This window comes from Ruegeria sp. TASC047 (assembly GCF_059612445.1).
Map to the genome: position 1 here is coordinate 1 of NZ_JBXWQP010000049.1, position 19,245 is coordinate 19,245.

General features: G+C 59.3%; 19 protein-coding genes. 8 read left to right on the top strand and 11 right to left on the bottom strand.

Annotation, left to right across the window (positions count from 1 at the left end):
- Positions 1-824 (top strand): adenylate/guanylate cyclase domain-containing protein (locus tag AC2FLO_RS17535; RefSeq protein WP_496811734.1); only part of this gene is annotated, 824 nt, incomplete at its 5' end.
- Positions 825-1,682: 858 nt separating this feature from the next.
- Here AC2FLO_RS17535 and AC2FLO_RS17540 read toward each other — a convergent pair.
- From AC2FLO_RS17540 to AC2FLO_RS17585, 10 genes are all read right to left on the bottom strand, one after another.
- Entirely contained in the window at positions 1,683-2,366 is a 684-nt protein-coding gene (locus AC2FLO_RS17540) for an aspartate/glutamate racemase family protein (RefSeq protein ID WP_496754941.1), read from the bottom strand.
- Positions 2,363-3,805, bottom strand: a complete 1,443-nt coding sequence (locus AC2FLO_RS17545) for an amidohydrolase family protein (RefSeq protein ID WP_496804373.1) — start codon at positions 3,803-3,805, stop codon at positions 2,363-2,365. Before AC2FLO_RS17545 ends, AC2FLO_RS17540 begins: the two co-directional genes overlap by 4 nt.
- On the bottom strand, positions 3,802-5,292 hold the full coding sequence (locus AC2FLO_RS17550) for an amidohydrolase family protein (RefSeq protein ID WP_496754944.1): 1,491 nt from the start codon (positions 5,290-5,292) through the stop codon (positions 3,802-3,804). Before AC2FLO_RS17550 ends, AC2FLO_RS17545 begins: the two co-directional genes overlap by 4 nt.
- Positions 5,292-6,500 carry an amidohydrolase family protein gene (locus tag AC2FLO_RS17555; protein WP_496754946.1) on the bottom strand — a complete coding sequence of 403 codons (1,209 nt, stop codon included), beginning with the start codon at positions 6,498-6,500 and terminating at the stop codon, positions 5,292-5,294. The genes AC2FLO_RS17550 and AC2FLO_RS17555 overlap by 1 nt, the downstream gene beginning before the upstream one ends.
- A gap of 3 nt (positions 6,501-6,503) precedes the next feature.
- On the bottom strand, positions 6,504-7,127 hold the full coding sequence (locus tag AC2FLO_RS17560) for a flavin reductase family protein (RefSeq protein ID WP_496754947.1): 624 nt from the start codon (positions 7,125-7,127) through the stop codon (positions 6,504-6,506).
- The gene (locus AC2FLO_RS17565) at positions 7,127-8,170 is read right to left on the bottom strand and encodes an ABC transporter ATP-binding protein (protein WP_496754948.1); all 1,044 of its coding nucleotides are present in this window, start codon (positions 8,168-8,170) and stop codon (positions 7,127-7,129) included. Before AC2FLO_RS17565 ends, AC2FLO_RS17560 begins: the two co-directional genes overlap by 1 nt.
- The gene (locus AC2FLO_RS17570) at positions 8,167-9,150 is read right to left on the bottom strand and encodes an ABC transporter ATP-binding protein (protein WP_496754950.1); all 984 of its coding nucleotides are present in this window, start codon (positions 9,148-9,150) and stop codon (positions 8,167-8,169) included. The genes AC2FLO_RS17565 and AC2FLO_RS17570 overlap by 4 nt, the downstream gene beginning before the upstream one ends.
- A 14-nt stretch (positions 9,151-9,164) precedes the next feature.
- Entirely contained in the window at positions 9,165-10,097 is a 933-nt protein-coding gene (locus AC2FLO_RS17575; protein ID WP_496754952.1) for an ABC transporter permease, read from the bottom strand.
- A gap of 12 nt (positions 10,098-10,109) precedes the next feature.
- A complete protein-coding gene (locus tag AC2FLO_RS17580) occupies positions 10,110-11,078 on the bottom strand; it encodes an ABC transporter permease (protein ID WP_347200676.1) in 969 nt (322 codons plus the stop codon).
- An 81-nt stretch (positions 11,079-11,159) separates the two neighbouring features.
- On the bottom strand, positions 11,160-12,740 hold the full coding sequence (locus tag AC2FLO_RS17585) for an ABC transporter substrate-binding protein (protein ID WP_496754954.1): 1,581 nt from the start codon (positions 12,738-12,740) through the stop codon (positions 11,160-11,162).
- A gap of 188 nt (positions 12,741-12,928) precedes the next feature.
- On the opposite strand from AC2FLO_RS17585, the gene AC2FLO_RS17590 reads away from it, so the two are divergent.
- On the top strand, positions 12,929-13,648 hold the full coding sequence (locus AC2FLO_RS17590; protein WP_496754956.1) for a GntR family transcriptional regulator: 720 nt from the start codon (positions 12,929-12,931) through the stop codon (positions 13,646-13,648).
- Between the two features lie 657 nt (positions 13,649-14,305).
- Here AC2FLO_RS17590 and AC2FLO_RS17595 read toward each other — a convergent pair.
- Positions 14,306-14,962, bottom strand: a complete 657-nt coding sequence (locus AC2FLO_RS17595; RefSeq protein WP_496754958.1) for a GntR family transcriptional regulator — start codon at positions 14,960-14,962, stop codon at positions 14,306-14,308.
- 115 nt (positions 14,963-15,077) lie between these two features.
- On the opposite strand from AC2FLO_RS17595, the gene AC2FLO_RS17600 reads away from it, so the two are divergent.
- From AC2FLO_RS17600 to AC2FLO_RS17625, 6 genes are all read left to right on the top strand, one after another.
- Entirely contained in the window at positions 15,078-15,371 is a 294-nt protein-coding gene (locus AC2FLO_RS17600; RefSeq protein WP_496754959.1) for a ribbon-helix-helix domain-containing protein, read from the top strand.
- 110 nt (positions 15,372-15,481) lie between these two features.
- Positions 15,482-15,877, top strand: coding sequence for a VOC family protein (locus tag AC2FLO_RS17605; RefSeq protein ID WP_496754960.1), 396 nt, complete (start codon positions 15,482-15,484; stop codon positions 15,875-15,877).
- Positions 15,878-15,897: 20 nt separating this feature from the next.
- The gene (locus AC2FLO_RS17610) at positions 15,898-16,422 is read left to right on the top strand and encodes a twin-arginine translocation signal domain-containing protein (RefSeq protein ID WP_496754962.1); all 525 of its coding nucleotides are present in this window, start codon (positions 15,898-15,900) and stop codon (positions 16,420-16,422) included.
- A 21-nt stretch (positions 16,423-16,443) separates the two neighbouring features.
- Complete coding sequence (locus tag AC2FLO_RS17615; protein ID WP_496754964.1) at positions 16,444-18,015, top strand: GMC family oxidoreductase; 1,572 nt, start codon at positions 16,444-16,446, stop codon at positions 18,013-18,015.
- Between the two features lie 75 nt (positions 18,016-18,090).
- A complete protein-coding gene (locus AC2FLO_RS17620; RefSeq protein WP_496754966.1) occupies positions 18,091-18,903 on the top strand; it encodes a class II aldolase/adducin family protein in 813 nt (270 codons plus the stop codon).
- 45 nt (positions 18,904-18,948) lie between these two features.
- Positions 18,949-19,215: a cupin domain-containing protein gene (locus tag AC2FLO_RS17625; RefSeq protein WP_496754968.1), complete on the top strand. Its 267-nt coding sequence runs from the start codon at positions 18,949-18,951 to the stop codon at positions 19,213-19,215.
- The last annotated feature ends 30 nt before the right edge of the window (positions 19,216-19,245 follow it).

A 19,245-nucleotide genomic window follows, 5' to 3' on the forward strand; every position in this document is an offset into this window, starting at 1 on the left:
GTCTCTTGTTTGCCATTCGTGGTCCTCCGTTTCCTAAACATAACGGTGGACCAGTTCAGTTGGGGAGGCTCACCCGCGCCTTGATGAAATTGTCGCAGATGAACTACGACATTGATTACCGCCATATTCTCAAGGCGATTCAAACCCCTACTTTAATCGTGCACCGCGAGGGCGACCGCTGGTGCAATGTGGGTCATGCGAGATATTTGGCCGCTAATATCAAGGGTGCGGAATTACGGATTCTGCCCGGTGAAGACCACATTGCTTGGTACGGAGATCAGGATCAGTTGGTCTCTGAAATCCGCGCTTTTGCAACTGGTGAAGCTGCACCGGTGTCCGCTGAACGAACGCTGCTTACTCTGGTGTTTCTTGATCTCGTTAATTCTACCGAGCGCCTCACCGAGATGGGTGATGAGCGCTGGCATAGCATTCTGAACCAACTTGATCAGACCGTGCAGCGCCGTGTCGCCGCTTTTGGTGGAACCAAGGTCAAGCACACAGGAGACGGGTATCTTCTTTCATTCCGTGGACCGACCAGCGCATTGGATTGCGCGCAGGTTTTGCGCAACGATATGGCGAACTTAGGATTAAAAAGCCGAACAGGAGTGCATACAGGTGAATGCGAAATTCGCGGAGAGGATTTGACTGGCGTTGCAGTACATGTGGCGGCACGGCTTATGGGCGAAGCAAAACCTGATGAAATCTTGACGTCTCAGACGGTCAAGGACCTGACACTCGGATCGGATCACGACTTCTGCGAAATGGGACAGCGCGAGCTCCGAGGAACCAGCGGTGAGTGGACTCTTTTTGCCATTGCAAATTGACGCTACGCAAATCGTGCTCCACTAGACGTTGACAGGCAGCTCTAGGTTTGAATCCCACATTCCTAGGCGCTTCCCCAGCCAGTATCCATCACTGATAGCCGTCCCAGATGCGGTCGACCAATTCAGCGACCTCGGGGTGATCCGACCAGCGGTGAACGTCGATTGGCCGCGAGTGCCATGGGTCCTCTATCTCCCCCATAACCTCCTCCTCCCTCTGTGTATTATGATCAGGAACGAGGATACTCGGGTCTCTCTATCCTCCGGTTTCTATTCATTACTTATACCTATTCCCCACCCCCATAGAACCCCTGCTAGAGGTTAGGAAAGAGGACGTCGGAACACCCGAAACCACTGGGGCATAAACGGGGGCATTTCTCGGGTATCGGTGACCCAAGCGCCTGTCGTTGTTCCATGTTCTGATGAGCTGGCTGGGGTTTCTGGACACGTATCGAACTATGTGCATCGCGCCCGAGCCGGGATTTCGGAAGCTTTTGCAGGAAGTTCAAGAGTTTGACGCAGCCGCTTAGCTGCCCTTCGAACAAAGCGCAGCAAATGGCGGGAGAGAGCCCAACCTGTGAATTTGATTTCCGCGCTGCGCGCGCTCACAGCACCAGAAATGCTGCAGAGGCGTAAGATTCCACGCCGCTATGCAGCGCAAAGATCGGCCATTCTTTGACCGCGCAGCAATTCTCAGACGGCCAAATTTCAGGTCGCTGGACGTAACAGACATGGGGTCTGTCAAGCTCAATTAGGAAGTGCGGCCCATTGGGCGAGCCTGATGAATGCGGGACTGGAGAGGCGCAGCACGGGCTGCTTGTGCTCTGATCAGTCCTTTAATCGGCTTGGCCAGACCCCATCTCACTGGCGCGCGTAGGGGCCGGCTTTTGAGGTAGACAGCCCCGCCGCTACAAGCGCCTCGGCCATTCCGACGGCACAGGCGACACCGTCGATCACCGGCATTCCGAAACGCCCCGACAGCCGGGCGTTCAGGTCCGCCATGCCGGCGCATCCCAGCACGATCGCATCGGCGTGGTCCTGGGCGACCGCCTGCTCGATCTCTGCCGAGATCAGCGCTTCCGCCCCTTCGATGTCGCTTTCCAGTTCGAGCACGGGAACATTGGCCGCGCGAATTCCGACGCAGCGGCGCGACAGGCCGTAGCGGTCGATATTGTCTTCCAGACCGGGAACCGCGCGGGGCAGGGTCGTGACCACCGAAAAGCGGCAGGATACCAGCGTGGCGGCGTGAAAAGCAGCCTCTCCAATTCCGATGACCGGAACGTCCGTGAGACAGCGCAGCGCATCCACCCCGGTATCGTCGAAACAGGCGACGATGATCGCGTCGACATCGTTGTGCTGGCTGACCTCTTCCAGCAAGCCGCGGTGACTGTGTGCAATATCCAGAAATCCCTGTATGCACTCTGGGCCGGACGGGGGCTGCGTGGCCACGATCTCTGTGTCGGGTCTTGCGACGTCGCGGGCGACGGTGGCAATCTTGTCCGTCATCGAACGGGTTGTGTTCGGGTTGATGACCAGAAGTTTCATACCGGGCGCCTCGCATCCTGATTTCGGGCGAACCGCCAGAGCCCGTCATGCTCCCCGCGCAGATCCGTCAGGCCCGCCGTCTCGATAGCCCGCCGCGCCTGCGAGGTCGCTTCGTGGATCACCGCTTCGGGATCCAGAGTCTGTGATACGCGCCCACGCAGAACGACCCGCCCATTGACGATCACGCTGTCCACGTCGGCAGCGTTGGCGAAATGGGTGATCGCATGCAGCGGCATGTCGGGGGGCGTCAGGTGTGGCTTGCGCATGTCGACCAGCACGATATCGGCCTTCTTGCCGGTCTCTAGCGAGCCGATCTCGTCCCCGAGTCCCAGAGCACGGGCCGCGTCAATAGTGGCCATTTCCAGCGTCTTGCCTGGCGGCAACACGGATGGATCAGCAAAATGGCGTCGATGGTAATGCATGGCCTGCGCCATGTGGCGGAACATGTCATAACCGCGATCCGGCGCTGCCGCGTCCGATCCGAGCGCCACGCAAACCCCCCGCTCGATCAGTTCGGGAACCGGGCAACGGCCAAGGATCGACATGATGGCGCTGGGGTTATGGGCCACGGCGGCGCCGGTTTCTTCCAGGGCGCAAATATCTTCTTCCGTCAGATCGACAGAATGCGACAACAAGGCAAACGGACCCAGAAGGCCAAGGTTGTGGGCCAAGGCGATGGTGCCGTCTCGGTGGCCATCCTGTGTCAGCAACACACCGGTTTTCTCGCGCAACGCGGCCACGGCGTTGGTCATGTGTTGCAGCTCTGCTTCGGGCACCGCATCACGATCCGCGCGCCCATAGACCGGCATAACAAGGCAGACGCCCGCACCTGTGTCCAGAACCGCGTCATGACGCAGGATCAGGTCCTGGCTGACCTCCAACTGCCGCTCAAAGCTCACCTGGGTTTCCGTACCGGACAAGTCGCGATAGACCTGCGGGAACGGCGCCCGCCCCGGTCCGACAGCCAGAATTGTTCGCAGCCCGCTTTCCTGTGTCGCAGCACAATGGGCATCGCCATAGGCTGGATCGTCGGTGCGGTAGATATCCGCTCCACCGCCAAGCAGGGCAACGCAGGTCGTTACGCCAGACAGCAGCCGTTCCAGCAAGGACAGCCGCGCCTCGGCCGCCCAGAAGGCAACATCCGTACCACCGGCATAAAGCGTTTGGCATGCTCCGAACCACGCTTCGACATTTCCCGCGCCGAGGGCGCGCACCAAGCCGTGCCCGGCATGGGAATGGCAATCTATCAACCCCGGAAGCGCAACCATGCCGCGTGCATCGATCACCTCTTTCGAAGTTTCCGCAAGCTGGGCAAGGTCGGCGTCCAGACCGATCGCCGTGATACGGTCGCCTGTGATCGCGATGGCGGCGTCCTCAATCACGCGCCGTGTGGCGTCGACGGTCAGGGCAGTGGCGTGGCGGATCAGGATATCGGTCATGTGCGTGGGCTTTTTAGAGGAAAGGTTGTCTGGAAAATCTTCTCGACCGGTGGGTGGCCGAAGGTTCGGTCTGGATATTGCGCCACCATGCCGTCAAAACGCGCCTGCGCGCCGACACGCATTGCGTCGTGGTCAATCCCGGGAATGACACCGTCGTGCATGACGATACGCCCGTCGATCACCACGGTACGTACATCGCGGCCCGACCCGTTGAGTAGAATTGTCTGGATCGGATCGATGATCTGGCCCATGGCCGGATCATCCAGCCCGATCACCGTCAAGTCCGCCCGGGCACCCGTTTTCAGCCGCCCCAGGTCGCTCCGTCCCAGTGCCCGCGCTCCGCCCAGAGTAGCAGCATTGTAAAAGTCGGCGGCGTTGACAGCCTGCGGATCGCGCTCAGCGAGGCGCGCGGTCATCAGCCCGATTTGCATGTTCAGGATCATATCCGGCGGGTGTGTATCCGTGCCCATACCGATGGTCAGACCGGCGTCGCGGTAACGCGCGAACGAGGTTAGGCTCGTACCACCACGGGCCATGACCAACGGACAATGCGCCAGGGAGGCACCGCCATCAGCCAGTATCTGCAGGTCCGGCGCCCGGTGGCCGATGCCGTTCAGCCCCGACAGATAAGTCAGGTGCGGCAGGATTGCCCTGGACGACAGAAAGCCGATATCGCGGAGCCATTCCGGCGGCCCTTTGCCATGCAGGCGCAGGACACTTTGGTATTCGAACGCGGACTGGCAGCAGTGCAGCCTGATCGGCACGTCCAGATCACGCACGGCCGCAGCGCTGCGCGACAACAGTGTTTCTGTGCAGGTCTCGATCCGGTCGGGCGCCAGCATCGTGCGCACCAACCCGCCTGCCTGGCCTTCAAAGGTTTCACAAAAGCGGATCGCGTCGGCCAGCCCTTTCAGGCCGCGCTCCTCATCAAAGAAAAAGTCGATCTCACCCTGCGCGGTGACAAAAGTGTTACCGCTGCGATAGGCGGGGCCGAGATAGACACGTAGCCCCAGTTCGCGGGCGGCCTCGGCCGCGCCTTGGAATTCATCCCAGGTTTCACCCCATTCGCGATAAAACAGCGACGCGATGGGAAGGGCCGTTGTGATGCCGTTGCGGATCAGACGGGAGAATGCATAGCGCTTCTGCCAGCGCAGATCCTCGGCCGAATACATTTCACGGGGGCCGGCATCCATGTAACTTTCGGGCCAGACACGGCCTTTCTTCCAGGCCGGCTGATTGTCCAGGCCCAATACCGTCGTGTCCAGATCGGACAGGGCATCCAGATCGATAAAGCCCGGTCCGATCAGTGCCCGACCGCAATCGATGCGGCGCGCCACCTCTCCTGGATATTCGTGGCCGACAAAGACGATTGCCCCATCGTCAAAGACGACCTCGCCGTTCGGCAAAAGAACATGTGTCCCATTTTCGTGCCCAACTACCCAGTCGGCCGTCATGAGAACCGGGCCGGTTTCGCGTTGCTCGGCCATCACGGCGCCTCCCTCAGGCTAAGCCCACCGCGCGCGACGACGCGGCCCTCCTTCAGAACGAGCTTGCGCGGCGGGTGCGCGACGACCGCATGGGTCACCGTCTCGGCATCGACAAGAACGAGGTCGGCCCTGCACCCTTCGTCAAGGCCGTAGTCTTTCAAACCCATGACCCACGCCCCGCCGTGGGAACAGCACCACAAGGCATGCTCGACATCGCGGTCGGCGCGCAGGTTGTTGCGCAGACCCAGCAACATGGCGCGCTCCAGCATGTCCGCATTTCCATAAGGGCCCCAGGTGTCGCGAATTCCATCCGACCCCGCGCACAGGGTGACCCCGGCTGCACGCAGGTCCTCGACCAGAGGGACGGGGCGCGACGGGGTGGCAACGGTGGCAATGTGAACCTGCGATTCGGCCAATTCCTCTATCAATGCGCGGGCACGGTCCCGGTCGGGCATGCCTAGACAGAACGCATGGCTGATCGTCACCTTCCCTTGCATCCCCATTGCGTGCGTACGTTCAAGGATCATCTCCATGCTGAACGCCCCAAGCTCGCCGGGTTCGTGCAGGTGAATATCAAGCGGTTTTCCATGCCGGTCGGCCAGTTCGAATATCGCGTCGAGCTGCCCCTTGGGGTCGGCGTCGATGCCGCAGGGGTCCAGCCCGCCGACCACGTCGGCCGGGCCGCGCAGGGCTTTGTCCAGCAATTCGAGCGTGCCCGGCCGCGACATCAGCCCCGATTGCGGAAAGGCGACGATCTCGATGTCGACAAGCCCGGCAAGCTCTTCGCGGGTACGTGCCACGCCTTCGATCCCGGCCAACCCGACCTTGGTATCCACGTCGACATGGCTTCTGATCGCGGTCGATCCGTGACCAAGCGAAAGCAGGGCCTGCCGCATGGATTGCCGGTGTGGGTCGATGTCCCATTCGCGGCGCAGACGGCGCTCATTATCGATTTTGTCGCGCAGGCTCGGTCCAGCCTGATGCTCGCGCCAGCCCATGCCCCACAAGGATTTGTCCAAATGGGTGTGCGCCTCCACCAGGCCCGGCAACAGGATGGCACCACCGCAGTGCTCTTCCTTGATGCCTAACTGTTCAGGCAGATTGGGGGCAATCTGCGCGATGCGGCCATCGCGGATCAGCATGTCGGTCTGGTCCTTACCGAAGGGCCGGACGCCTCTCAATAGAATGTCATTCGCCATGGCATGCATTCCTTAGCTTCCATTCGCCGACTTCAGCGCTTGCGATGCGGTCAGGACAAACTGGCTGTCGGAGACAATGTAGTTGTCCGCATGCAGACGCGCGACCGGTTGATAATTCTCGGGGCGCACGTATCGGCCGGCATCATCCAGACAGGCGTCATCGACATGCATCTGTACAACCTCGCCCAGAACGATTGCACGGCGCGGGTAGTCGATGATTTGCGATATGCGGCACTCCATCGCTGCAGGCGCTTCGGCTACACGGGGCGGGCCGACCTTGATCGGAGGCGCATGGCTGAGCCCTGTCATCGCCAGCTCGTCGACGTCATCGGGGAAATTGATCCCGCAATCCACCATCTGTTGCGCGATCTTCATGTCGCACATGTTCACGGTGAACTCACCGGTGCGTCGGATATTGCGAATGGTTTCTTTCTCGGTTCCATCCAGCTTGGTCTGGATGCCAAGGATGAGGATCGGCGGATCCTGTGAAAACACGTTGAAAAAGCTCATCGGCGCGGCATTGGGCGTGCCGTCTTCGCCGATTGTCGTGACCAGCGCGATTGGACGCGGCGCCACAAAACTGCAAAGCAACCGGTAACGGTCAGACGGGGGGAGCATTTCGAAATCGAAGTCCATCAGGCTTTTTCTCCTGTGCACCGCATGTCCGCCGCGTCGCCTGCCTTGCGCCCTTCGACCACGGCATGGCAGGCAACGACGGTGCCGTCCTCGCGCGGGATCAGCGCCGGAACCTCCTGACGGCAGCGCGCATTCGCCAGCGGGCAGCGTGGATTGAACGAACAGCCCGGCGGCGGGTCGATCGGGTTGGGCACCTCTCCGACAACCGGTATGCGATCACGCCGGCCAAGATCGATATCGGGCACGGTGTCCATCAGCAGCCGGGTGTAAGGGTGTTCGGGGGCCGAAAAAATCTGACCGGCGGGCCCGGTTTCGACCAGGCGGCCCAGATACATTACGCCGACAAAGTCTGACATGAAATCCACCACCGCAAGGTCGTGGCTGATAAACAGGTAGGTCAGCCCAAGCTCGTTCTGGAGATCGCGCATCAGGTTGAGCACCTGACTTTGGACAGAAACATCCAACGCCGAGGTCGGCTCATCACAAACAAGGAACTCGGGCTTGGATGAGATCGCCCGCGCAATCGAGATACGCTGGCGCTGACCGCCCGAAAATTCATGCGGGAACTTTTCGCCATCTTGAGCGGACAGTCCGACCATCTCCAGCAGTCGCCCGACCTCGGCGCGTTCTTCTTCCTTGCCGTTGGTGATGCCAAAACTGCGAAGCGGCTCGGCGATGATGTCGCGGACGCGCCAGCGCGGGTTGAGACTGGCATATGGGTCCTGAAAGATCATCTGGATGCGTTTGCGAAAATCACCGCGGTCGGCGGCAGCACGCCCTGTCAGATCGGCCCCGTCAAAGCGGATGGTTCCCGATGTCGCCTTGTGCAGCCCGACGGCCAGCTTGGCGACGGTGGATTTGCCGCATCCGGACTCGCCAACGAGACTGAAAGTCGTACCGCGCGGGATATCGATACTCAGCCCGTCAACGGCCCGCAGATATTGCCTGCCCTTCCGCTCGATGAGCCGGTTGAGGAATGGCGCCGACAGATCAAAGGTTTTCGACAGGCCCTGAACGGACAGGAGGGGGGCGTTCGCATTCATGCCGTTTCTCCCTGGAACAAATGGCAGGCGACCTGACCGCTACCGACCGGCACCGGCGTCGGCTGGGTGATCTTGCACTCGGAAAGGGCGCGTGGGCAACGGGGGTGAAAGGCGCATCCCCCCGGCAGATCGGTCAGCTGCGGCATGGCTCCGTCGATCTGGGTCAGACGCTCCACGCCGGAACCCACGCGAGGGATCGATTGCATCAGGCCCGATGAATAGGGGTGGTGGGGATCGCGCACTACTTTTTCGACCGGACCGATCTCGACGATCCGGCCGGAATACATGACCGCCACACGGTCTGCCGTTTCGGCGATCACGCCCATGTCATGCGTGACAAGGATGACTGCCGCACCGTGATCGCGGCACATCTTCTTGAGCAAGTCTAGGATCTGCGCCTGAATGGACACATCCAGTGCCGTCGTGGGTTCGTCGGCAATGACCAGCGACGGTTCGGCACAAAGCGCCAGCGCGATGACCACGCGCTGCCGCATGCCGCCCGAGAACTGATGCGGATACTGGTCAACACGGGCTTCGGGAGCGGGGATGCCCACCTCGGCTAGGAAATCGATCGCCCGCTGGCGGGCCGCCGCCTGACCAAGCTTCAGGTGGGTGCGGATGGTCTGGACCAACTGCTGCCCCACGGTCATCAGCGGATTGAGGCTGGTCAGCGGGTCCTGGAAAATGGCTCCGATCTTGCGACCGCGCAGGCGTCGCATCTCTTCGGCGGACAGCGTGTCGATGCGCTGACCCTCGAAATGAATTTCGCCCCTGTCGATGCGACCTGGCCGCTCGAGCAGCCCGGTGATCGCCGTGCCGGTCAGCGACTTTCCGGCGCCGGATTCACCGACCATGCCAAGTATCTCGCCGGGCGCCAGATCAAAGGTGATGCCGTCCACCGCGCGCAGCGGTCCGAACCGCGTGTCAAAGCAGATGGAAAGATCGCGCACACTCAGTACGGGATTTTGTTGCGTCGTCATGACCTCCGCTCCTTTCAGCGCAGTTTGGGGTTGAGAGCGTCACGCAGCCAGTCGCCAAGCAGGTTGACCGCCAGGACAAGCGTGACAAGCGTCAGCGAAGGAAAGATCACCACCCACCAGATGCCCGAGAACAGATATTCGTTTCCAACCCGGATCAGGGTGCCCAGCGACGGATTGGTGGGCGGCATGCCAACGCCAAGGAACGACAGCGTCGCCTCGATCAGGATGGCCATCGCCAGGTTGATCGTTGCAATCACCAGCACCGGCCCCATCACGTTGGGCAGGATATGGCTGAACAGGATCGCAAAAGGACGCCGCCCGACAAGCTGCGCGGCATAGACATACTCGCGGGAGCGTTCCACCATCGTTGAACTGCGCACGGTTCGGGCATATTGCACCCAGGTTGTGATCGTGATCGCAAACACCAGCACGACCAGCGCCGCGTTGTCGTGCATCTCGCGGGGCAGCGCACCGCGGGCGATGCCACTGATCAGAAGCGCCACCAGAATGGTCGGAAAGCTGAGCATCACGTCAGCAATACGCATGAAGAGTGCGTCGATCGCTCCGCCAAAATACCCGCTGATCAACCCAACGACGGTGCCAAGCGCCATTGCCAGCACAACGCTGACAAACCCCACCGCCAGCGATATGCGCGACCCGTAGAGAATGGCGGACAGCACGTCGCGCCCCTGGTTGTCGGTGCCGAGCAGAAAGCGCGGATCGCCCCCCTCGGCCCAGACCGGCGGCAGCTCACTGTCCCACAAGCTGAGCGTAGATACGTCAAACGGATCATGCGGCGCGATGACAGGTGCCAGCAGAGCCGCGGCGATGATCAGCAGCGTGACCAATGTCGCAACAACCGTGACATAGGAGGTGCGGAAGCGATAGAACAGATCGCTTTGCAGGAAGGTCGCGATCCGGGATTTGGATGATTTTTCAAAAGGCATGACGAACGTCCCTCACCCCCGCACCGAAAGGCGCGGGTCGATCGCGAAGTAGAGAAGATCAACGATCATGTTGATCGCGACAAAAACCAGCGCCACAAGCACCAGGTAGGCCGACATGACCGGAATATCGCCAAAGACGACCGCCTGAATGAACAGCAGCCCCATTCCGGGCCACTGGAACACCGTTTCGGTGATGATGGCAAAGGCGATCATGGAGCCGAGTTGAAGCCCGACGATGGTGATTACAGGCATCAGCGTATTGCCGAGCGCATGGCCAAAATGCACTGCCCGATTGGTCAGGCCGCGCGCCCGGGCGAAGCGCACGAATTCAGATCGCAGGACTTCCATCATCTCGGCCCGAACAAGGCGCATGATCAGCGTTACCTGAAAAAGCCCCAGCATCACGGCGGGCAAGATCAATGACTTGATACCGCTCAGGGTCAGAAAACCGGTGCTCCACCATCCGATCTGTACCGTCTCGCCGCGTCCGAACGACGGCAACCAGTTCAGCCATACCGAGAACACCAGGATCAGCAGGATTCCCGTAACGAATGTTGGCACGGAAATGCCGATCAATGACAGCACATTGAGCAGATTGCTCAGAACCCCTTTGGGGTTCAGCGCCGTGTAGATCCCCATCGGCACACCAAGCAGAAGCGAAAAGATTGCCGCGGCCAGAACCAGCTCTAACGTGGCAGGCAGACGTTCGGCGATCATGTCGGCAACCGGGCGCTTGTTGCGATAGGAAATTCCGAATTCCCCCTGTACCGCACCGGTGACAAAACGGGTGAACTGAACCGTCACCGTTTCATTGAGTCCAAGTTGTTCACGCAGTTCCTGCCGGTCCTGTGCTGTCGCGTTCTCGGGCAACATGCTGTTTACAGGATCTCCGATGAAACGAAACATCGTGAAGGCGATCAGGGCCACGGCCAGCATCACGATGATAGACTGAGCCAGCCGTCTTAAAACGAAAGCGGTCATTAAGCGCTCCTACGAGTGCTAGGGAGAGGTCGATGGGGACGATGATCGCGGGCCCATGACCGGGCCCGCGATCCATTGGGTCTACTCGACCATAGCGTACCACAGGCGCGGCTTGTTGTCGGCAGTGATAGGGATAGAGACCCCGTCACGTACGGCCCAGGCCAGCGGCTGTTGGTGCAGGGGGATCATGGCCACATCATCGCGCGCAATTTTCAGTGCTTCGCTCATCATGGCTGTCCGCTTGGCCGGGTCCAGTTCCACGGCGACTTTGGCCGTCAATTCATCAATCGCGGAACTCTTGTAGCCGCCGGGGTTCCAGGCCCCCATGCGATCGCTCGGAGTGTGCAAAAGCGCAGACATGACACTGTAGGTGTCCAGCATGGGAAGGGTCGCCCAACCAACCATGAAGATGTCGGTGTTTCCGGACAGGACCTTTTCGAAGTGCTTGGATTTTGTCTGTGCATTCAGCTGTGCGTCAACGCCGATCCGTGACCACATGGCGGTAATCGCCTGGCAAATCTCCTCGTCATTGACGTAGCGATCGTTCGGGCAGTCAAAACCAACTTCGAAGCCATCGGGATACCCAGCTTCCGCCAGCAGGGCCTTTGCTGCCTCTGCGTCGGTCTGCGGTATCACATCCAGGGCCGCATCATAGCCGGGCACTGCAGGGGCCACGAGCAACCCCGAGTTCCGGGACATTTCACGCATGATCTTCTGGCGGATCAGGTCCATGTCTATGGCCTTCCACATCGCCAGACGCACCCGTTGATCCTGCAAGGGATTTGAATCGGTCAGGTTGGAATTGTGCAGTTTTTCATGCTGGTTCATGCCAAGCATGATCGTCCGCAGGGCCGGAGCGATAATCACCGATGCGCCTTCCGAACGGTCAATGCGTTCGACATCCTGAAGTGGCGCGGGAGTGATGAAATCGAGCTCGCCCGACAACAGCGCCGCAATCCTCGTCGCATCCGATCCGATCGGGCTGAATTCGATCCGCGTCAGATTGTGTTTCGGCTCGTCCCACCAACCTTCGTTGACTGTCAGCACCGTGCGTGCATCCGGCTGCCGACTTTCAAGCTTGAAAGGGCCGGTGCCGTTCGAGTTGGCCACAGCGTAGCCCTCACGCCCGCCGCGGACATCCGCCGGCAACAGGGCATCGTGTTCCTCCATCCATTCGCGATCAAGAACCAGAATGTTGGTCAGGTAATTCAGGACGATCGGATCGGGGCCGGCCAGAACCAGATCGACGGTGAAGTCATCCACCTTTTCGACCGCTTCCATGCCAGGAATGTTGCTTTTTACCGGCGACGACTCGTGGGCCGCGCGATTGAGAGAGGCCACAACGTCATCGGCGGTGAAAGGATTTCCATTGTGGAAACTCACACCTTCGCGAAGCGAAAAGCGCAGGCGCGTCGGCTCGACGAATTCCCAGCCGGTCGCAAGGGCAGGCTCTACCTCGAGCTTGTCGTTATAGCGCACCAAGCCTTCATAGACGTGGTTGAGGAAACCGATCGTGTTACTTTCGGTCATTGAATGAGGATCCATGGCGGCAATGTCCGTGGAATCGGCCATCCGCAGGGTGTTCGCGCCGGCCGTTCCGGCGAGCAGAGCAGCCATGACGCTCACGGCAAGGCCGGTCTTCAAGCGATTTGAGATTGTCATCTTGTTCTCCGTGTTGGGGTAGAATTCCCGCTTCTGTCGGCGGCTCTCTTTATTGTATACGATCTTTGTATGCAGTCAAGGTTTTTATTTCCAAGAATCCGCTGGTATAGTTTACGGGCGCATTGACGTGACGAGCTTAAGCTTGTCGTCATGTGTTCAAAGTGCTCGTTCGGAAAGGACACCCAAAGATGAAGAGAATGGACGGCAACTCGGATAGGGCCACAGGTGCTTCGGCCTCTCACACGGGATCCGACCACATCTACCGAAGCGTTTTCGACGCGATCGTAGATCACAAACTCCATCCCGGCACCCATCTGCGCGAGGACGAATTGTGCGAGCTGTACGGGGTGGGACGGACTCGCATCCGCGCGGCCTTGTCGCGACTTGCCTCTGATCACGTGGTCGAATTGCAACCGAACAAAGGTGCTTTTGTCGCCCGCCCTTCGGTAGAAGAAGCGCTAGAAGTATTTCGCGCGCGGCGGCTCATCGAGGGGCACCTGATCCGTCGGGCAGCAGAACGCCGCGATGACACGATGCATCGGGCATTGAGCGAACACCTGCATTCTGAGGAAGAGGCGCGAACTACTGGCGACGTTGCGCGCGTGATCCAACGATGCGGCCGTTACCATCAGGTCCTGGCCGATCAGGCGGAAAGCCCCATAATGGCGCGATTTGTGCGCGAACTGATCGCCCGGTCGTCCCTGATCATTGCAATCTATGAAACCGAAAAATCGAGTGAATGCGAGGTGGATGAACACCGCCTTCTGTCCGATCTCGTCTTTTCGGGCAAAGCCGATGAGGCGGTCGAATTGATGGACCGCCACTTGCTGAGGATCGAGAACAGCCTTGATCTGGTTCCAAAAACGGAAACCGCAACCGTCTTGCAACGCGCCTTGTCCACGAGATAATCCAACTGACGCAGACCATCGCTTTCGCAACGTTGTCTATCGACAGCCCCGTGGCCAGCGGCATTCCGCAAGAGACGTTCTGGACCAAATGAGGCGTGGCGGCGTTTCCACGGCAAGCACTATGGTTGACTGTGGAGCCGGTGCGCGTCAGGAGGCCTCTTTGCCCGGGTTTGAACAGAGAGATTTCGTGGGTGTCTGAGATGAAGCCGGAACACGATGAGAATGATAGCACCATAGATGAGGACGTCTGCCTACCGCCCGATCTGCTGAATGCATTGTCGCAATGCGTAGCCGCGTTCGTTGATAGTTCTTGCAGCGAAATTGCGTTGTACCCGCGTTTTTCGTGTCCGGCCTGGTAGCGGCGAATGTACAGTTTCAACTTTGGCCAAAGCGAGTCTTGTGAACGACCGGTCTGACGGCATCTGCCGCAACACAGTGTGCAATCTGCCGCAGATGCGAATGAACGCTGCGTTGGCAACATGACAAAACATCAATGTCTGCGGAGTCCGCATTTTACCAGTCCAATCGCGGCGCAGCGAATGACCGAAATTCCTAGACCTGCCGTTAAGACAGCGCGCGGCGAATGCCGGGTGAGAGCCCAGAGCGGCCGGTCATATAGCATGATATTTTCCAATCCAGTAGAACCTGTGAGAACGACTAACACTCTGAAAGCAGAGCTGCAGTTTTTTCCTGAGCGCGTTCTATGTGCTGTCTCATTTCGTGCTCAGCAAGTTCCACGTCGCTGCGCATTAACGCTGCAATAATCCTGTCATGTTCCTCCCAAGAGGTTTTCGACGCGACCCCCCGGCGAAGAACAACGCCCATCGAACGGCGGATATGATTCCAGTTTGTTCTCATTGTGTCCCGGATGGCGGGGTTGCCGGCCCAGCCATAAATCATCTCATGGAACTCGTAGTCCAGGTTGATCTGCAAACTGACATCTTTCGATGCGACGGCGATCCAGCCACGCTTGAGCATATCCTGCGCTTGCTTTGCTGCATCGACCGGCTTGCGTTGATGGGCGAGGCGGATAGCGAAAGGTTCAAGAGCACTTCGGAGCTCAAAGATCGACAGGAATTGGTCAACACTGATTTGCGAAACCACTACCCCCCGACGCCCTGTGTCTTCGACGAATCCGCTCGCCTTTAGAACTGAAATCGCGCTGTTAACGGGTTGTCGGGAAACTTGGAGGCGTGCAGCAATCTCGTCTTGATTCAGCCTCTGTCCTGGTTCGAATTCACCGGAACATATGGCGTTGAGTAAGATGTCATGTGTCTGCTCTGACAGAGTTTTCGGCGGCTTGATCGCATCCATATGTTCTCTCCTCGGTCTTCAGGTAAATCAAAAGCCTAAGTGCAGTTCTAGACACATTACTGAATTTCGTATACGAAATACAAGAGTGACATACAGCTATGGAGGGAGGAAAGCCATGTGTGAAGTCTTCGCGGGACAGGACCCTGAAAGATATGCCTGCACAACACGTCGCCTGCGCCTGAACGGGCAAAGCACGTCGATTCGGCTGGAGAACGCGTTTTGGGCAACCTTGGATGACATCGCTGCCCGCGACGGTGTGACGACCCCTCTTTTCATTTCCACATTGCACTCCGAGGTCTTGGAGCGCCGGGGAGAGCCGTCGAATTTCACGTCGCTGTTGCGGTGTGCGTGTTTGAAATTCATGGAGATCTCTTGCTCTGAACCGGCCACTGCAATCGCTGCCGAATAAGACAGACTCTGCACCGAAAAAAACCTTGCGGGTAGTAATCACATACTACCCGGCCCTATGGGTCCCTCCGCTATCCTGCAATTCGACACTAAAGACTGCAGGAGCGCACTTTGGCCAAACAGATACATTCCATGATCCGGGTCCTCGATGAGGACCGATCTGTTCAATTTTATGACACCGCCTTCGGCTTGAAAGTTGCCGACCGGCTGGATTTTCCGACCTTCACGCTGATCTATCTCAGCAACCCTGAAACCGAGTTCGAGCTCGAACTGACAGTGAACAAGGACCAGTCCGAGCCCTACGATCTGGGTAACGGGTACGGCCACCTTGCAGTGTCGGTCGACGATCTGGACACCGAGCACGCCCGCTTCGAAGCCGAAGGTCTGGCCCCTCGCAAACTCGTAGACTTCGCACCCGCGGGCGAGACCGTCGCGCGGTTCTTTTTCGTGGCTGATCCTGACGGGTACCAGATCGAGGTGCTCCAGCGCGGTGGTCGGTTCAAATGACATCAAAGGGAGGAACAAAGATGTCTGATACTGTCAGCCCCAAGGGGCTCACACGGCGCCAGCTCTTGTCGCGGGCGACCGCTGCTGGCGCGTCTTTCATGGTCGGCTCCGGTTTTCTGGCAGCTCCGAACGGTGCCTGGGCGATGCAAACAGCAGCTCTCAAGCCTGAAACGATGGCAACACTCGTGCAGATGGCACGGGATATCTATCCGCACGATCAGGTCGCCGACGAGTACTACGTCCTTGCCGTCAAAGGCTACGATACGCCAGAGGCCGCAGAGGGCGTCGAGGCCGGTGTTGCTGCGCTCAATGCCGCTGCAAAGGGAAAAGGTCACTCCAGCTATCTGGACACCGGCTGGGAGCGCGACCGGGTCGACATCCTGCGCGGTATGGAGGAAAGCGCGTTTTTCCAACAGATCCGCGGCGGGCTGGTGACCGGCCTTTACAACCAGAAAGCGGTCTGGCCGATCTTTGGCTACGAGGGCGCGTCCTTCGAGTACGGCGGCTACATCGATCGCGGTTTCAACGACATAAACTGGCTTTAAGCCATAGGGGAGGACAGACTTATGGCTGCACCATTTGATCTGAACGACGACACTGTGGTCGTCATCATCGGCACCGGCGCAGGCGGCGGTGTTCTGGCAAACGAATTGGCTCAAAAGGGCGTAAGTGTCGTCTCGCTGGAAGCGGGCGCGCGGCACTACCCGGAGGACTTTATCAACGACGAATGGGAAAGCTTCGGCCAACTGGCGTGGCTGGACCCCCGGACAACCTCGGGTGACTGGCGCGTCGCGAAAGACTTCTCCGGCTTGCCCGCATGGATCGTGAAATCCGTGGGCGGGACCACGCAGCACTGGGCAGGGGCCTCGCTGCGCTTTCAAAAGCATGAATGGAAGGCCGCGACGACCTACGGCAACGTGCAGGGTGCGAGTCTTCTCGACTGGCCCATCGACGCGGATGAAATGGCGCCCTGGTACACCAAAGCCGAAGACAAGCTTGGCGTGACCCGCACAGGGGACCGCCCAGGATTGCCTGGCAACAACAACTACAAAGTGTTCGAGAAAGGCGCCAAGGCGCTCGGGTACCAGAACGTTCATACTGGGCGCATGGCGATCAATTCGGACGACAAACGGGATCGGCTGATGTGTCAGCAGACCGGCTTCTGCTTCCAAGGCTGCAAGTGGGGCGCGAAGTGGTCGGCAGGCTATGTCGATATTCCCGAAGGTGAAGCCACCGGCAATCTCGAAGTCCGCTCCGAATGTCACGCGGCGCGGATTCTGCACAATGAAGCGGGCAAAGTCACGGGCGTCGAGTATTTCGACAAGGACGGCAATCTGCACATGCAGAAAGCGCGCATCGTATGCGTGGCAGGTAACACGTTCGAAAGCCCCCGCCTGCTGCTTAACTCGGCCTCGTCGATGTTTCCTGATGGACTCGCCAACAGCTCGGGTCAGGTCGGCCGCAACTACATGCGCCACGTGACCGGGTCTGTTTACGGTGTGTTCGACAAGCCCGTCAAAATGTGGCGCGGCACGACGATGGCCGGTATCATCCAAGATGAGGCGCGGCACGATACGTCCCGCGGTTTCGTAGGTGGCTACGAGCTTGAAACTCTCAGCCTAGGTCTGCCGTTCATGGCTGCCTTCCTCGATCCGGGCGCTTGGGGCCGTGAGTTTACGTCCGCTCTCGACCAGTACGAGAACATGGCGGGTATGTGGATCGTGGGCGAGGATATGCCGCAGGAAACCAACCGCGTCACGCTCAACCATGACGTCAAGGACCAATGGGGCCTGCCTGTCGCCAATGTGCATTTCGACGATCACCCGAATGACGTTGCGATGCGCAATCACGCCTACAAGCAAGGTCAGGCAATCTACGATGCGGTTGGAGCGACGCGGACCTTCCCGACGCCGCCCTATCCCTCGACGCATAACCTTGGCACTAACCGTATGTCGGAAAAAGCCCGCGACGGTGTTGTCAACAAATGGGGTCAGACCCACGACATCGCGAACCTGTTCGTCTCGGACGGCTCGCAGTTCACAACCGGCGCGGCGGAAAACCCGACGCTGACCATCGTGGCGCTGGCGATCCGGCAAGCGGATCACATTGCCCGCGAGATGAGCGCGCAAAACATCTAAGCCAACGGGTGGCGCCCCTTGCTCAGGGGCGCCGTTCCTCTCAACCTCCTTATTCTTCCGGAAAGTAATGTCCTCATGCTCGATCTCGGCAAACGCGTCTCCATCTATCAGCCCGAGCAGGAGGGATTGATCTTCCCTGAACTGCCCGCGTTTCAATCCGTGGAAGACGAGCGGCGTCACCGCAAGGAACGGCTCGTCGCGGCCTGCCGCGCCTTCGCGCAGCAGGGGTTCGACTATGGCTTTGCAGGCCACCTGACGGTGCGCGATCCGGAGCGCCCGGAACTCTACTGGACGAACCCGATGTGCATCCACTTCGACAAAGTGAAGATGTCGAACCTGATCCTCGTCGACCACGAAGGCACGGTGATCGAAGGGGAGTATGCGGTGAACCGCGCGGGATTCGTGTTGCACGCCAACGTTCACGAAGAACATCCCGACATCATCGCGATGTGCCACGCGCACACCATGTACGGCACCGCGTGGTGCGCAACAGGCCGCCCGATCGATCCGATCACGCAGGACGCCTGCGCCTTCTTCGAGGATCATGTGGTGATCGGAGAGCAAGGCGGACAGGTCGCAGTGGAGAACCACGCAGGCTCCGACGTGGCCAAGGCGTTCAAGGGTGTGAAGGCTGCGCTGCATCAAAACCATGGCCTGCTGACAGCGAGCCGCCACAGCATCGAGGCCGCGGCCTTCTGGTTCATCGCGCTCGAGCGGTGCTGCAAACAACAGCTCGACATCGCCGCGTCAAGGATCGAACCGATCCGCATTCCGGACGACCGGGCACGCTACAGCCGCGAACACGTGGGCAGCGAGTATATCGGATGGCTGCACTTCCAGACCATCTGGAACCAGTTGGTGATCGACCACCCGGACATGTTCGATTAATCTTGAGGCGCGTCAACGCCTCTGCTGTAGATAAGGTCAAATCCAATGACACCCGAAGCATTTGAACAGACCTGCAAGGAAGAGGGCTATGGCGCACCGAAACAGGTGCGCTTCGAGCCGCTGTCGCGCAGCGCCCCGCATGTCCATGGTCAAGTGTCATTCGTCTATGTTGTGGAAGGCGAATTCATCCTCAATACTGCAGTTGGCGCCCCACGTTATCTTGCGGGCGAGACCTGTATTCTGGACAAGAATATCGAACATGCCGAAGAGGCGGGCAAAGACGGTGCGGTGATCCTCGTCGCTCGGAAGTAGCTATGCGGCAACCGTTTCCGAGATTCAGAC